This is a genomic window from Streptomyces sp. NPDC127097 (assembly GCF_042724075.1).
Taxonomy (GTDB): Bacteria; Actinomycetota; Actinomycetes; order Streptomycetales; family Streptomycetaceae; genus Streptomyces.
This window is the reverse complement of sequence record NZ_JBHXFI010000002.1, coordinates 112,731-125,563: the sequence shown is the minus strand read 5'-3', so window position 1 is coordinate 125,563 and position 12,833 is coordinate 112,731. Positions and strand designations below refer to the sequence as shown.

General features: G+C 69.9%; 12 protein-coding genes and 1 pseudogene. 6 read left to right on the top strand and 7 right to left on the bottom strand.

Annotated features, from left to right (window positions below; all coding sequences use genetic code 11):
- Positions 1-175: 175 nt before the first annotated feature.
- Both ACFWJW_RS02490 and ACFWJW_RS02485 read right to left on the bottom strand, forming a co-directional pair.
- Positions 176-697: a DUF1877 domain-containing protein gene (locus ACFWJW_RS02490; protein ID WP_387233757.1), complete on the bottom strand. Its 522-nt coding sequence runs from the start codon at positions 695-697 to the stop codon at positions 176-178.
- Positions 698-1,019: 322 nt separating this feature from the next.
- A complete protein-coding gene (locus ACFWJW_RS02485; RefSeq protein ID WP_387233754.1) occupies positions 1,020-1,286 on the bottom strand; it encodes a DUF1868 domain-containing protein in 267 nt (88 codons plus the stop codon).
- Positions 1,287-1,823: 537 nt separating this feature from the next.
- On the opposite strand from ACFWJW_RS02485, the gene ACFWJW_RS02480 reads away from it, so the two are divergent.
- From ACFWJW_RS02480 to ACFWJW_RS02465, 4 genes are all read left to right on the top strand, one after another.
- On the top strand, positions 1,824-3,209 hold the full coding sequence (locus ACFWJW_RS02480) for a rhodanese-like domain-containing protein (protein ID WP_387233752.1): 1,386 nt from the start codon (positions 1,824-1,826) through the stop codon (positions 3,207-3,209).
- Between the two features lie 189 nt (positions 3,210-3,398).
- The gene (locus tag ACFWJW_RS02475; RefSeq protein ID WP_387233750.1) at positions 3,399-3,983 is read left to right on the top strand and encodes a rhodanese-like domain-containing protein; all 585 of its coding nucleotides are present in this window, start codon (positions 3,399-3,401) and stop codon (positions 3,981-3,983) included.
- Positions 3,980-4,843, top strand: a complete 864-nt coding sequence (locus ACFWJW_RS02470; protein WP_387233747.1) for a sulfite exporter TauE/SafE family protein — start codon at positions 3,980-3,982, stop codon at positions 4,841-4,843. Before ACFWJW_RS02475 ends, ACFWJW_RS02470 begins: the two co-directional genes overlap by 4 nt.
- 82 nt (positions 4,844-4,925) lie before the next feature.
- Positions 4,926-5,174, top strand: coding sequence for a metal-sensitive transcriptional regulator (locus ACFWJW_RS02465; RefSeq protein WP_387234364.1), 249 nt, complete (start codon positions 4,926-4,928; stop codon positions 5,172-5,174).
- A gap of 328 nt (positions 5,175-5,502) precedes the next feature.
- Here the strand turns inward: ACFWJW_RS02465 and ACFWJW_RS02460 are convergent, their stop codons facing one another.
- Positions 5,503-6,351: a helix-turn-helix transcriptional regulator gene (locus ACFWJW_RS02460; RefSeq protein WP_387233744.1), complete on the bottom strand. Its 849-nt coding sequence runs from the start codon at positions 6,349-6,351 to the stop codon at positions 5,503-5,505.
- A 138-nt stretch (positions 6,352-6,489) separates the two neighbouring features.
- Between ACFWJW_RS02460 and ACFWJW_RS02455 the strand changes: the two genes are divergently transcribed.
- Complete coding sequence (locus ACFWJW_RS02455) at positions 6,490-7,269, top strand: NAD(P)H-dependent oxidoreductase (protein ID WP_387233742.1); 780 nt, start codon at positions 6,490-6,492, stop codon at positions 7,267-7,269.
- 425 nt (positions 7,270-7,694) lie between these two features.
- Here ACFWJW_RS02455 and ACFWJW_RS02450 read toward each other — a convergent pair whose 3' ends face one another.
- Positions 7,695-7,961, bottom strand: a complete 267-nt coding sequence (locus ACFWJW_RS02450; protein WP_387233739.1) for a hypothetical protein — start codon at positions 7,959-7,961, stop codon at positions 7,695-7,697.
- Positions 7,962-8,127: 166 nt separating this feature from the next.
- Here ACFWJW_RS02450 and ACFWJW_RS02445 point away from each other — a divergent pair.
- A pseudogene (locus tag ACFWJW_RS02445) lies at positions 8,128-8,472 on the top strand (transposase); the annotation flags it as partial.
- A gap of 511 nt (positions 8,473-8,983) precedes the next feature.
- On the opposite strand, the gene ACFWJW_RS02440 reads toward ACFWJW_RS02445, so the two are convergent.
- The 3 genes from ACFWJW_RS02440 to ACFWJW_RS02430 all read right to left on the bottom strand — a co-directional run bounded on the left by ACFWJW_RS02440 (position 8,984) and on the right by ACFWJW_RS02430 (position 12,694).
- Positions 8,984-9,997 (bottom strand): MerR family transcriptional regulator, encoded by a 1,014-nt coding sequence (locus tag ACFWJW_RS02440; protein WP_387233735.1) that lies wholly within the window; start codon positions 9,995-9,997, stop codon positions 8,984-8,986.
- A gap of 3 nt (positions 9,998-10,000) precedes the next feature.
- On the bottom strand, positions 10,001-10,672 hold the full coding sequence (locus tag ACFWJW_RS02435) for a HEAT repeat domain-containing protein (protein ID WP_387233732.1): 672 nt from the start codon (positions 10,670-10,672) through the stop codon (positions 10,001-10,003).
- Between the two features lie 462 nt (positions 10,673-11,134).
- Positions 11,135-12,694, bottom strand: a complete 1,560-nt coding sequence (locus tag ACFWJW_RS02430; protein ID WP_387233729.1) for an alkaline phosphatase D family protein — start codon at positions 12,692-12,694, stop codon at positions 11,135-11,137.
- Between the last annotated feature and the right edge of the window lie 139 nt (positions 12,695-12,833).

Sequence of the window (12,833 nt, the reverse complement as noted above, 5' to 3'; positions counted from 1 at the left end):
CCCTTGAGGCGCCACTGCGCCCGCCCGGTCACCTCGCGTCGTCATCGGAAAGCGAGGACCGGGTCACGCGTTCGTCGGCAGGCATGCCGCAATCCTGTGGACGCTCACGCAATTCCCCAGGGAGAAGTCCACGTAACTCCCAGGGGCTGCCGTGCGCCGTTGGGAGAGACTTGGCTCAGTCCCACCAGAGCACGAGCTGAAGGCGTCGTAGGGATGCATCACGGTAGAACTCGCGGAGGGCATTGAAGTGCTCCAGCAAGTACTTCCTCGGGCCCCCGGCGATCCCGCCCGCTCCGCCGCCGATCAGGGCAGCCTCTGTCTCGTCGGTCGTCAGGGTGGCCAGTACAGCTCGCAAGTCGATCTGTCCGAGCAGTTCCGCGACGTGAGCAACTTCGGCTGTGGACAAGGCCGTGGGAGCAGGTCCGAAGGGCGCGATGCCATGCGGATGCGTGTTGAGGAAGCCGACGTCGATCGAAGTGTCCCCCTGCGTAGCCAGCCGGAGAGCATTCAGATGGTCGTCATCGAGACCTGCCAGATCGCAGACCCGTTCAAGCAAGGCGGGTGCCCAGTCCAGGTCCAGAACATCCTCTGGCGGCGGATTCCATTCGGGATCTCCATCCGGTGATTCGCCGGCTAACTGGCGGCAGGCGGCGAGATACTCCACCGGGATGCGGGCGAGCTGCTGAGTGACGGCCATGGCGGCAGTATCCCGACAACGTCCAGCGGTTTTCCTCTCCTTGGTCGGTCCGCAACCACACCCTCAGCTGGGACAAGCTCTCCCGGTACGCCTTCTGGCAAAGCCGTCCGGACAGCCCGCAGGGAGCCCGGGACACCAACGAGCCGATCCGCTTCAACGTGGGCGAGCCGCACCAACCCCAAGACGTCTACCGCACCGGCTCCCACAGACCCCAAGTCTGGGACACCCTCCGCCTCTACACCGGCAACGGCCGTCGCTACGGCACCTGCGGTGGCGTCTTCAACGGAAAACCGGGCCAACCGTGTCGGCCCACGCCCAAGCCTTACGGCTGAGGCCCGGAGGAGGGGCGCCCAGGAACAACGCCCTCTCCCCCACCCAGATGCTCCCGCTGCCCGATGCCAGCACGATCGCCGAGGCCGCCCGGCAGGCTGTTGTGCGGCAGGCAGACGTACTGCTGCGCGAGGTCGGAGTCCTTCATGAGTGCCATGGCCTGCTGCTCGGCCTTGAAGAACGCCGAGTCCTGCGGCACCGGGCACACGAACGTGTTGCCCCGAAACCGCTGAGCGTTGCCGTCCAGATCCCACTTCATACTACGAGGCCGATCCGGACAGTCTCGGTGCGCGACGGATTCGGCCTGTCGAGAGGCCCGGAAGCTCACCTGGGAGGAAGACGCGGATGCTCATGCGCTGCGTCGTCAGGGCTGATCAATCTCCGCGATCGCTCGGCATCTGGGCCATGGTCAACGAGCCGCTGCCGGCGCACGCGGCCTCCGTACCGAACCGCTTGCCGCATCCGGCAGATACCCCATGGGGTATTTGACGGTCGCGTCGCACGGGTGTTACGTTCGAAATCAAGATACCCAGGGGGGTATACAGAAACGGCGTGACCTGCGAATTCGGCCTCAGCGCCTTCGCGACGGCCCACGCCGGACATGCCCCCACCGCCGACCCGCACCCGCACCGACCCGCCACCGCGCCGCCTGGCGCGCCTTCGCTCCCCGTACACCTGAATCCACGGCCCGTCGCCGACCGGCGGCCGGCCTCAGCCTCGCCCTGCCAATTTCTATACCCCGGGGGGTATAGAAAGCCCGCCCGGTGTGGGCCTCTCGATCGGAAGGTTGCTCATCGTGTTCTTCGCCCAGTACTACCTCGACTGCCTCTCCCAGGCGTCGTACATGATCGCCGACGAGTCCACCGGCAAGGCGGTGGTCGTCGACCCGCGCCGGGACATCTCCGAGTACCTTGCCGACGCCGAGGCCCGCGGCTTCATCGTCGAGGCCGTCATCAACACCCACTTCCACGCCGACTTCATCGCAGGTCACCTGGAGATGGCCGCCCGCACCGGTGCGTGGATCGGCTACGGGCGGCGCGCCGAGACCGAGTACCCGATCCGCAAGCTCGCCGACGGCGAGCGGATCAGCCTCGGTGACGTCACCCTGGAGATCATGGAGACCCCCGGCCACACCCCGGAGTCGATCAGCGTCCTGGTCTACGAGCACGCAGCCGACGAGGTCCCCTACGGAGTGCTGACCGGAGACGCGCTGTTCATCGGCGACGTCGGCCGCCCCGACCTGCTCGCCTCGGTGGGCGTCACGGCCGAGCAACTCGGCCGGATGCTCTACCACAGCGTGCAGCACAGGCTGATGGGCCTGCCCGACGAAGTGCGGGTCTTCCCCGCCCACGGCGCGGGCTCGGCCTGCGGCAAGAATCTCTCCACCGAGAAGCAGTCCACCATCGGCGCCCAGCGCGCCACCAACTACGCCTGCCGGCCCATGAGCGAGGACGAGTTCGTCGCCATCGTCGCGGCCGGACAGTCCGCCGCACCCGGCTACTTCGGCTACGACGCCACCCTCAACCGCCAGGAGCGCGACCTGTTCGACCCGGCCGCCGCACCCCGGCCGCTGTCGGCGGAGGAGTTCCGCACCGAGCGCGCGGCAGGAGCGGTAGTGGTGGATGCCCGCAGCCCCCAGGAGTTCGGCACCGGCCACCTGCGCGGCGCGATCAACATCCCCGCCGACGGCCGCTTCGCCGAGCAGGCCGGCACCGTCCTGACCCCCGACAGCCGCATCCTGGTCCTCGCACCGCAGAACCGCGAGGAGGAGATCACCACCCGCCTCGCCCGCATCGGCTTCGACCGCGTCGCCGGCTACCTGCGCAGCCCCGACGACGCCCTCGCGGCGATGCCCGACGAGGTCGCCCCGGCCAGCCGGCTGACCGCCGACCAGTTGCGTACCGCCCTCGCCGGGGACCAGCCCCCGGTGGTCCTGGACGTCCGCAACTGCTCCGAGCGCGCGGGCGGCTTCATCGACGGCTCGCTGCATGTCGCGCTCAGCGAACTGCCCAGCCGCCTGGACGAGATCCCCACCGACCGCCCCCTGGTGCTGCACTGCGCCGGCGGGCACCGCTCCTCCATCGCCGCCAGCCTGCTGCGCCACCACGGCTTCGAGGACGTCTCCGACGTGCTCGGCGGCTACGGCGCCTGGGCGCTGCTCACCGAACCCACCACCGCCTGACCGCCCGCCCCAATGCGCCGGGGTTCGGCGCGGAGGCTGCCCGTCATCAGCCTCCGCACCTCTCGGCCCCCGATCCGCCGGTGTCCGACGGGAGCCCCCAGCGCACCGCCGGACGCCCGTCCGCCACACCCCGACCCCTCCCCGGGCGGGCATTCCTCCCGACCCGGCCGACCTGACACCGGAGACCACATGACCACCGCAGCCGGCACCCCCGCCGGACTCGACGCCGCCGCCCTGAGGGAACTCACCAAGGACCGCAAGGGCCCCCGTCTGCTGGACGTCCGCACTCCCGGCGAGTTCCACACCGTCCACATCCCCGGCGCCTGCAACGTGCCCCTGGACACGCTGCGCGAGCACCGCGCCGAGCTGCTCCACCACCTCGACGAGGACACCGTCCTGATCTGCCGCTCCGGCGCCCGCGCCGCCCAGGCCGAGCAGGCGCTCTCCGACGCCGGGCTGCCCAACCTGCGCGTCCTTCAGGGCGGCATGGTCGCGTGGGAGGCGGCCGGGGGCCCGGTCACCCGCGGGTCGGCGCGCTGGGAACTGGAGCGTCAGGTCCGGCTGGTCGCCGGTTCGATCGTGCTCGTCTCGGGGCTGGCCGGCCTCGCGGTGCCCGGCGTGGGCCTGGTCGCCATCGCCGTCGGAGCCGGCCTCACCTTCGCCGCGGTCACCAACACGTGTGCCATGGGCATGCTGCTCGCCAAGCTCCCCTACAACCGCGGCCCGCGGACCGACATCAACGCGGTGATCGCCACCCTCAGGAGCCGGTCGTGAGCGCTCTCACCCTCGCCGCTTCGCTCCTGATCGGGGTCTTCCTCGGGGTCCTGGGCGGTGGCGGATCCATGCTCACCGTCCCGATCCTGGTCTACCTGGCCGGCCAGGACACCCAGCAGGCGATCGCCACCTCGCTGTTCGTCGTCGGCGTCACCGGTCTCGCGGGCCTGATCTCCCATGCCCGCGCGGGCCGGGTGCAGTGGCGCACGGGGACCCTCTTCGGCCTGTCGGGCATGGCCGGCGCCTACGCGAGCGGACGAGTGGCCGCGTACATCCCGGACACCGTGCTGCTGATCGCGTTCGCGCTCATGATGCTCGCCACGGCGGCCGCGATGCTCCGCGGCCCGCGCAAGACCCCACGGCAGGTGCACGGCGAACTCCCGCTGCACCGCCTGCTGTTGCAAGGGCTGCTCGTGGGCGCGGTCACCGGCATCCTCGGCGCCGGCGGCGGCTTCCTCATCGTGCCCGCACTGGCACTGCTGGCCGGCCTGCCGATGGGCATCGCGGTCGGCACCTCGCTCCTGGTCATCGCCATGAACTCGTTCGCCGGACTGGCCGGACACCTCTCCGGCGCGCACCTCGACCGGAGCCTGGCCCTGGCCGTCACCGCGGCCGCCGTCCTCGGCAGCCTCATCGGCGGGCGCTTCGCCGGACACATCCCCCAGCACATCCTGCGCACCGGCTTCGGCTGGTTCGTCGTCGCCATGAGCGTCTTCGTCCTCAGCCGCCAGCTCGGCCCGGTGGTCCTGACCGCGGTCCCTGCGATCGCGGCAGGCATACTGCTCCAGCGCAGGCGCGCACGCCGCACCGAAAGCCCGTCCAGGGCGATGGCACCCGCCCCGGAACCCAGCCACCACTGAGACGAAATATACCCACTGGGGTATCCTGACAAAGCAGTCTGCACGAGCTAGGAGGAGTCCGGTGAAGGTGGAAGAAGAAGCGATGAGCGCGGTCCTCAACCGGCTGCGCCGCGCCCAGGGACAGCTCACCGCCGTCATTGCCATGATCGAAGCCGGCCGCGACTGCAAGGACGTCGTCACCCAGCTCGCCGCCGTCTCCCGGGCCCTCGACCGGGCCGGCTTCAAGATCGTGGCCAGCGGAATGCGCCAGTGCCTCAGCGCCGAGCAACAGGCCGACTCCCCCCCGATGACCGAGGCGGAACTCGAAAAGCTCTTCCTCGCCCTCGCCTGACCGAACCCGAGCGGCCCGCCGACGGGCACGGGCAACGACGTCCAGTGGCCGGGACGGCCCCCGCAAGCATCCCGCGGGGGCCGTCAACCGACGGCCGCCCGCGCGCGGGCTCATCAGCTCGGGTGGGCCGGTTCCGACAGCACTCACTCGAGAGTCCGGCCGGAGTTCAGCCCGTCCCGTCCTCAGGCGGCCGCAGGCGGCCCCATCGGACGTTGGCGCCGCTGAGACACATTCCCCGACGACCTCCGGCAGGCCCAGCGCGCCTGGTTCACCGCCTACCGCCAGCTCGCCCGGGAGGAAAACCCGCCCAGAGGTGGGCGTCGTTGAGTTACTCGCGGACCTGAGCGTTCAGTGTGGGATGCGCGTCACCGCTGGCCGCGCCCAGGCCCGCGAGCAAGCGCAGCCCGTCCTCGGTGGGGCTGCCGGGGGCCGCGGACAGCACCAGCAACTCCATGCCCGACTCGTCCGGTAGCGCGAAGTTCTCCTGGTGCAGTTCCAGCAGTCCGACCAGCGGGTGCCGGTACGCCTTGCGTCCATGTGTGCGGGCGCGCACATCGGCGCGGGCCCAGAGGCGGCGGAATCGCTCGCTGCCTATCGCCAGCTCTCCGATGAGCGAGGCCAGGCGGGGGTCCTCGGGGTATTTGCCGGCGGCCAGTCGCAGGTGCCCGACCACGTCGAGGGTGCAGTTCTCCCAGTCCGCGTAAAGACCGCGCTCGGCCTCCTCAAGGAAGATGTGCCGGGCGGTGTTCAGGCCCGGCACCGGCCGGCCGAAGAGGAGCCCGGCGAGCCGGTTCCCGGCGAGCACGTTCAGGCGGTGGTCCATGATCAGCGCGGGTGCGTCGGTGACCAGGTCGAGAACGCGCAGCAGCTCCGGCCGGACCCGCCCGCCCGGCGTCTTCACACGGCGGCGGCGCTGCCGGGCGAGCCGGTAGAGATGCCCGCGTTCGGTCTCGTCGAGGTCGAGGACGCCGGCGAGCGCGTCGAGAACCTGCTCGGAGGGCTGGGTCGCGCGGCCCTGCTCCAGACGTACGTAGTAGTCGACACTGACTCCGGAGAGGTGCGCGACCTCTTCGCGGCGCAGCCCTTCGACCCGGCGGCGGCTGTCGGTGGGTATGCCGGCGGTCGCCGGGTCGACCCGGGAACGCCGGGTCCGCAGGAAGCCCGCAAGATCGTCCATATGCCCAGTATGGCCTCGGTGTTGGCCGTGAGGGTGGCCCTGTCAGTACCAGGAATTCCCGTCCGATGGAAGAGGCGCCCCTGAACGCCGGGGGCTGCGGCGCCCAGGATCGAAGGCATCCGATCCGAAGGAGTTCCCGTGAAGACGCTGATCGTCCACGCCCACCCGGAGCCGAAGTCGCTCAACAGCTCGCTGAAGGACCTCGCGGTGTCCACGCTGGAGACTGCCGGGCATGAGGTGCAGGTGAGCGATCTGTACGCCATGAACTGGAAGGCGGTCGTGGACGCCGCGGACTACGGCCCCCACGCCTCAAGTCCGCTGAAGGTCGCCCTGGACTCGGGCCGGGCCTTCGACGCCGGGGCGCTCACCCCGGACGTCCTTGCCGAGCAGGAGAAGCTGCTGTGGGCCGACACGATCATCTTCCAGTTCCCGCTGTGGTGGTACACCATGCCCGCGATCCTCAAGGGCTGGGTGGACCGGGTGTTCACCTACCGCTTCGCGTACGGCGTCGGCGAGCACAGCGACACCAAGTACGGCGAGCGCTTCGGTGAGGGCACCCTCGCGGGCAGGAAGGCTCTGCTGTCGGTCACCGCCGGCGGCCCGGAGTCGCATTACGCCGCTCGCGGGATCAGCGGCCCCATCGACGATCTGCTCTTCCCGATCCACCACGGCATCCTCTACTACCCGGGCATCGAGGTGCTGCCGCCCTTCGTGCTGTACGGCACCGACCGGATCACCGGCGAGGACTACCCGGACATCGCCAAGGCATGGAAGCAACGTCTGCTCACCCTCGAGTCGACCGAGCCGATCGCGTTCCGGCGGCAGAACTTCGGTGACTACGAGATCCCCTCGCTGCACCTGAAGGAGGGACTGGAACCTCGGGGCCGCACGGGTTTCGGGCTGCACGTGCGCGGCTGACGATGTCACCACCACCGGCACGAAGAAGGGCCGGCATCCCTCACCCGCCACCTTCATGCGTCAAGGAACCGAAAGCCCTTCAGCCTGAGCCCACGGGTCCACCGGCTTGCTTCAAGCCGGTGGACCCGTGGGTTCGGTTGGAACACAAGGTTCGCGTGGGGTGAGTTCGCCGGCCGGCATCCGGGCGGCAGATGAATGTGGCGGTGGATAGGGCGGGCTCGGGCTTGCGCTGGGGCCTGCTGCCCCGGGCCGCCAGCATCGGTAACGGTGCCCCGGCCGCCCTGACCTGCGACCTGGTGGCAGGGTTCGCAGCTGCCCTGACGCACCGGGTGGCCGTGGACCGCGCGGAGATCGCCGACGCCACAGCGTCCGCTCAGGGTTCCCGTCCGGCCTTGGATGGATGCGGCGCTTCGCGTGTCTGCGGGTTACCGCAGCGGGAAGCCGTCCCAGTGGAAGGCGACCATGACCGCGCCGGCAAGCAGCATCGGCAGGGATGCCATGCGTGTGTGGTGGAGGGCTCGCTGGTTGCGGCTGGCCTTGTAGTGGATGAGACCGGCGATGAGAGGGACCCAGGCCGTTAAGTAGAGGATCCACCCTGTGCGTTCTGCGGCGTCGGTGCGAATGATGAAAGTGATGAGCTGGGAGGCGACACCGAGGGCGCCGGCGGCGGTCAGCCACCACGCATCCGACACACGGAGCTTTTCCCTGTGTTGCACCGTTTCCACAGATTCCATTACTTCCCCTCAATAGCGGACTTGCCCCCAGCGCAGGCGCGTTGGGGGCCAATTAAGCATCTTGTGGTTAGGACCTGTCCGGCGGATCATGTGGCCGTCGCGACTTCGGGCCGTTGGCATGAGCATGGGGCGGGGAGACTCAACGCACGTGGAGTGGGCCCGACTGAAGTCGCATCTGCCGACGTCCGGGCAGCGCGGCGGCCGTTGGTCAGCCATGCCGGGTCATCGACGGGGTCCTGTACCGCCTGCGCGCTGGGGTGCCGTGGCGGGATCCGCCTGAGCGTTTCGGTCCATGGAGGACAGTGTACAAACGGCACAAACGCCGGTCGGCGGACGGCACCTGGGACAGGATCTTCGCGGCCGACGCCGACGCAGAAGGCCGCATCCCTGGTCCATGGTGAGTGTCGATTCGACCTCCTATCGTATCCGTCAGCATGCAGCCGGGGCTCGCAGGAAGCCGCCACGAGTGCGGAGCAGCGACAGCAACGACGGTTTCGCATCGGGCCCCTTTGGCTATGACCGGGTGATGCGGTGCTGTGCCGGCGCTACGCCGGCGAGCCCGGCATGGCCGGGCGCCGCGTACGTCGGGGGTCGGACAGGAGCCGCTGTGTCCGGTCTTCGAGGCTGTCGCCGAGGGGGGTGAAGTCCGCTGTTTCGGGGTCGAAGGGCACCACGTGTCCGTCGTCGAGGGCGAACGGGACGCCGAAGAGGTCCTGGGCGAAGCACAGCAGACCATCGGCCAGGCCCTCGTAGGTGTGCTTCCAGGTCTACGGAGGCCGGCTTCGCGGCTGCCGTCCGCGGCTTCCTCGACGCGGTCTGACGCAGGTCCGCAGTTGTCCACTCGCTGCCGGCCGCTGCACCGGGCGAGCACTCCTCCGGGCACACCACCTGCATCGACGAGACCGACCTCGCCCACGGTGATCACTCCAGGCCCCTCCGGCCCGCGGGGGACGCGTACGTGGCGCCCCAGGAGGGGTCCGTCACCGCGCGTCGCGTAGCCGAAGAAGGTACGTCGCAGTCAACGCAACGGCACGGTCTTCGTCATGCGACAGCTCCACGAGGGCACGTGTGGCTGTCGTCCCCGGGATGCCCGCCAGCGCCTGGGTCAGTCGTCCGCGTGCAGGCGCTTCAGCAGCGTCGTGGGTGTCGTGGGCGAGGCGGTCGACGAGGCCGGTCGCGATCTGATCCGCCGTCGCGGTGTCGCTCGCCAGCACGCTCAGTGCATCGGCTGCGTCCGTGTCGTTCCTTCCCTCCACGATCATGTCGATGAGGGTCGGCACCGCATCGGCCACTCCGCGTGTCCCGAGCGCCAGAGCCGCATACCCGCGGACCACGACGTCGGGGTGCGCGAGAGCCTCCCGCAGCCGCACGGTGGCCTCGCCACCGGGCATCTCGGCGAGGGACTGCACGGCACGTTCCCGCACCGCGGCCACCGGTGAGCCGAGGCCCTCCGCCAGCAGTGCCGGACCGCCGTCGCCCGAGCGCGCCAGCGCCCATCGAAGGGCTCCGGCGACGTTCGGCTCCGTCTCGTTCAGTGCCGCCTCGACCAGGGCCTCCACCGGCACCGGAACCTCATCGACCGAGGAAAGGGCCGCGCGCTGACGCGCGTCGGCGCTCTTCGACCCCAGTGCCTGGAGGAGCGCAATGGTCTGGAGGACGTCCTCCCAGCCGGTGGGGTCCGCAGCATCGATCCGGCGCAGCCGGGTGAGCAGCTCGGTCTCCGCCGCGATGCGTTCGCGTGTCTGACGGATGAGGTCGTCGACGAGTGCCGAGGGCGTGAAGCCGGGATCGTCGAGCGCGCGCCCGATCTCACGCAGCGACAGCCCCAGCGACCGCAGGCTCTCGATATGGAAGATCCGCCGGATGTCCTGCCCGGAGTACTCCCGATAACCGGAGCCCGTACGGCCCGAGGGCCGCACCAGACCGAGCGACTCATAATGCCGGAGCATGCGGGCACTGACCCCGGACCGTCGCGCCACCTCACCGATCAACACCTTCTACCGTCCCACCTGGCCGGACCCGCCGAGGGCCACGACGCGCTTGGCCTCCTCGATCGCGAACTCGAATCCGGCGTCCGGGTCGCGCAGCAGCCGGTGTGTGGCGAGCGCGTGCGCGCGCACGCGCTCGCCGGGGGCCGTCGTCGCAGCATGCAGAGCCGGCAGAATCACCTGGCCCAGCGCGACCAGCGCCCTGCTGAGACTCAGCTGAGTCTCCCGCTCACCGCGCCCGAGCTGTGTCGCCAGCACCGCGGCCAACGCGGACTCCTCCCCTTCCGGCACGAGCACGACCGCGGCCCGCCAGGCGCTCCGCGCCACCTCGTCGTCGGCGTCGGACAACAGCCCCCGTGTGATCGCCGGCCACGCCTGCCGGTCCCCGATCTTGGACAGCGTATGCAGCGCCTGACTCCGTGCCTGCGCACGCTCCGACCGGACTTCGCGGACCAGCCCGGGGAGCGTCATGGACACCGGGTGGCGGGTGAGCGCCCAGGTCAGCATGTCCCGGACCAGGAACTCGGGCTCGATCGCGCATCGCTCGATGAGCTTGTCGACGAAGCGCGGGTCAGGCGTCGTGCCGACCGCCAGAGCAGCCCGCAGCCGTACGGACGAACGGCCGTCCTCCAACCCCTGAAGCGCTCGTATCCCATCCGTGTCCTGTCCCGTGATCGTCATCGAGACCACCTCCTCGGCAAGCAGTGAAAACCCTGTCACCGTGTCAAGGTCAAACAGAGGCCGCTGCGCGATCACCGGTCACCTGCTGCGTCCCGAGCGCGCCTGTGCGCACTGCGCATTGTGACGTTGCCCGTCGCGCGGCGGTTTCCACGGCGGGTGGGGGACTCGTGCCGGCCGCGGGGGATGACTTCGGATCGGATGGGCGGCATGAAAGTGGTCGACAACCGCAGCTCTCATGGCGAGGTCGACTACTCCTTCCAGCAGTCGTCGTAGCCTCCGTCGAGCGGCTGGGTGTTCTCAGCCATGAGGTTGGTGACTCGCGTCGGTAGTTGATCAAGGAGAGACCTCAAGACCTCACGCTGCACCTCAGAAACACCCTGGATGCCTCAACAACACACAACCGACAGGCCGGGGCGCGAACGGCGCGCCCCGGCCTGCGGCCTTTCCGGTTCTGCGGGTTCCTCAGCGCTGCGGGTCGATCCCCACGGAGTAGAGCACCTTCCCGTCGATGTCACGCAGCCGTACGGTCATGACCCCGGACGAGCCGTCGATGTCGACCTCGCCGAAGTACTGGTAGCCGTACGCCGGATTGTTGTGTTCCGCGTCCGGGGCGAGGGCCTGGAAGCGCACCTGGGGGCCGAAGGTGCCGTCGAGCCTGTTGGGCTCGTTGGCGACGATGGCGTTGAGGGGTCCGGAGACGAACTCCCAGAAGGGCGTGAAGTCCTGGAAGGCTGCCTTGTCCGGGTCGTAGTAGTGGGCGGCGGTGTAGTGCACGTCCGCGGTGAGCCAGACGGTGTTGGCGATGTGCCGGCGGTGGATGAAGGACAAGATCCGGGCGATCTCCCCTTCGCGGCCCAGCGGAGCGCCGCTGTCGCCCTGCGCTATCGCCTCCAGGGCGGCGCCGTCCGGCACCACGAGCGCCAGCGGCATGTCCGCGGCGATCACCTTCCAGGTCGCCCGCGAGGCCGCCAGCTCGCGCTCGAGCCATGCGACCTGCTGCGCGCCCAGGATCCCGCTGTCCGTGGCGGGTCCGGTGTTCGCGCTGTTGGCGTCCCGGTAGGTGCGCATGTCGAGTACGAAGACGTCGAGGTGCGGCCCGTAGCGGATGACCCGGTGGACGCGGCCGTCGCCGCTGGGACCCGTCTCGATCGGCAGGTACTCGAAGAGCGCCTGCCGGGCGCGGGCGGCGAGGACGTCCACGCGCCGCTCGGTGTAGCGGGTGTCGGTGAGCACTTCGCCCGGATACCAGTTGTTGAGGACCTCGTGGTCGTCCCACTGATTGATCTGCGGGACGGCCGCGGCGAAGGCGCGGAGGTTGTCGTCCATGAGGTTGTACTTGTGCTGGCCGCGGAACTCGGCCAGGGTCTCGGCGACCTTGGACTTCTCCGGGGTCACCAGGTTCCGCCAGGTGCGGCCGTCCGGGAGGGTCCGGGTCTCGGGGATCACGCCGTCGGCGTACCAGAAGTCGCCGCTGCACAGGAAGAAGTCCGGGTCGCGCTCCCCCATGGCCCGGAAGATGCGGTAGCCGCCGGCGTCCGGGTTGATGCCCCAGCCCTGGCCGGCCAGATCGGCGGACCAGACGAAGCGCACGTCGTCGCGGTTCGCGGGCGCCGTGCGCAGCCGGCCGGTCGCGGGCTCGCCCACGAGCGAGGCGTCGCCGGGGTCGGCGAGCCGCACCCGGTAGTGGACGTCGCTTCCGGCGGGCAGCCCGGACAGCTTGACCTTGCCCGTGAAGTCGGTCTCGGCCGTGAGGAGGGGGCCGGGTATGGTCGCCGACCGCGCGAAGTCGGGGCGGGTGCTCACCTCGACCGCCATCCGGGCGGGCCGGTCGGCCCGGGTCCAGACGACGCCGTTGTGCGCGGTGACCTCGCCGGTCTGCACGCCGTGGGTGAGGGCGGGGCGTCCGCTCCGGACGAGGGCCGGCGCGGCGGATGCGGGTCCGGCGTTCGCGAGGGTTGGCAGGGCTGCTCCGGCGCCCAGCAAAAGGCCGGATCGCAGGAGTTGGCGTCGCTGGATTGCCATGGTCAGTGCTCCCTGAGTGGCTCGACGGCGCGCATATCTGCACGACTTCGCGCATGTCTACTCACCTGCGGGAGCCGGCACCCCTCGGCTGGGTGAATGGGTGGGGGCGCCGGGCCCAACGAACCCCGAGCCACATGAA

Coding starts and splice junctions, on each gene's coding strand:
- ACFWJW_RS02475 (WP_387233750.1), top strand. CDS start 3,399: ATGACCACCGCAGCCGGCACCCCCGCCGGACTCGACGCCGCCGCCCTG.
- ACFWJW_RS02465 (WP_387234364.1), top strand. CDS start 4,926: ATGAGCGCGGTCCTCAACCGGCTGCGCCGCGCCCAGGGACAGCTCACC.
- ACFWJW_RS02490 (WP_387233757.1), bottom strand. CDS start 697: ATGGCCGTCACTCAGCAGCTCGCCCGCATCCCGGTGGAGTATCTCGCC.
- ACFWJW_RS02430 (WP_387233729.1), bottom strand. CDS start 12,694: ATGGCAATCCAGCGACGCCAACTCCTGCGATCCGGCCTTTTGCTGGGC.
- ACFWJW_RS02435 (WP_387233732.1), bottom strand. CDS start 10,672: ATGACGATCACGGGACAGGACACGGATGGGATACGAGCGCTTCAGGGG.
- ACFWJW_RS02485 (WP_387233754.1), bottom strand. CDS start 1,286: ATGAAGTGGGATCTGGACGGCAACGCTCAGCGGTTTCGGGGCAACACG.
- ACFWJW_RS02460 (WP_387233744.1), bottom strand. CDS start 6,351: ATGGACGATCTTGCGGGCTTCCTGCGGACCCGGCGTTCCCGGGTCGAC.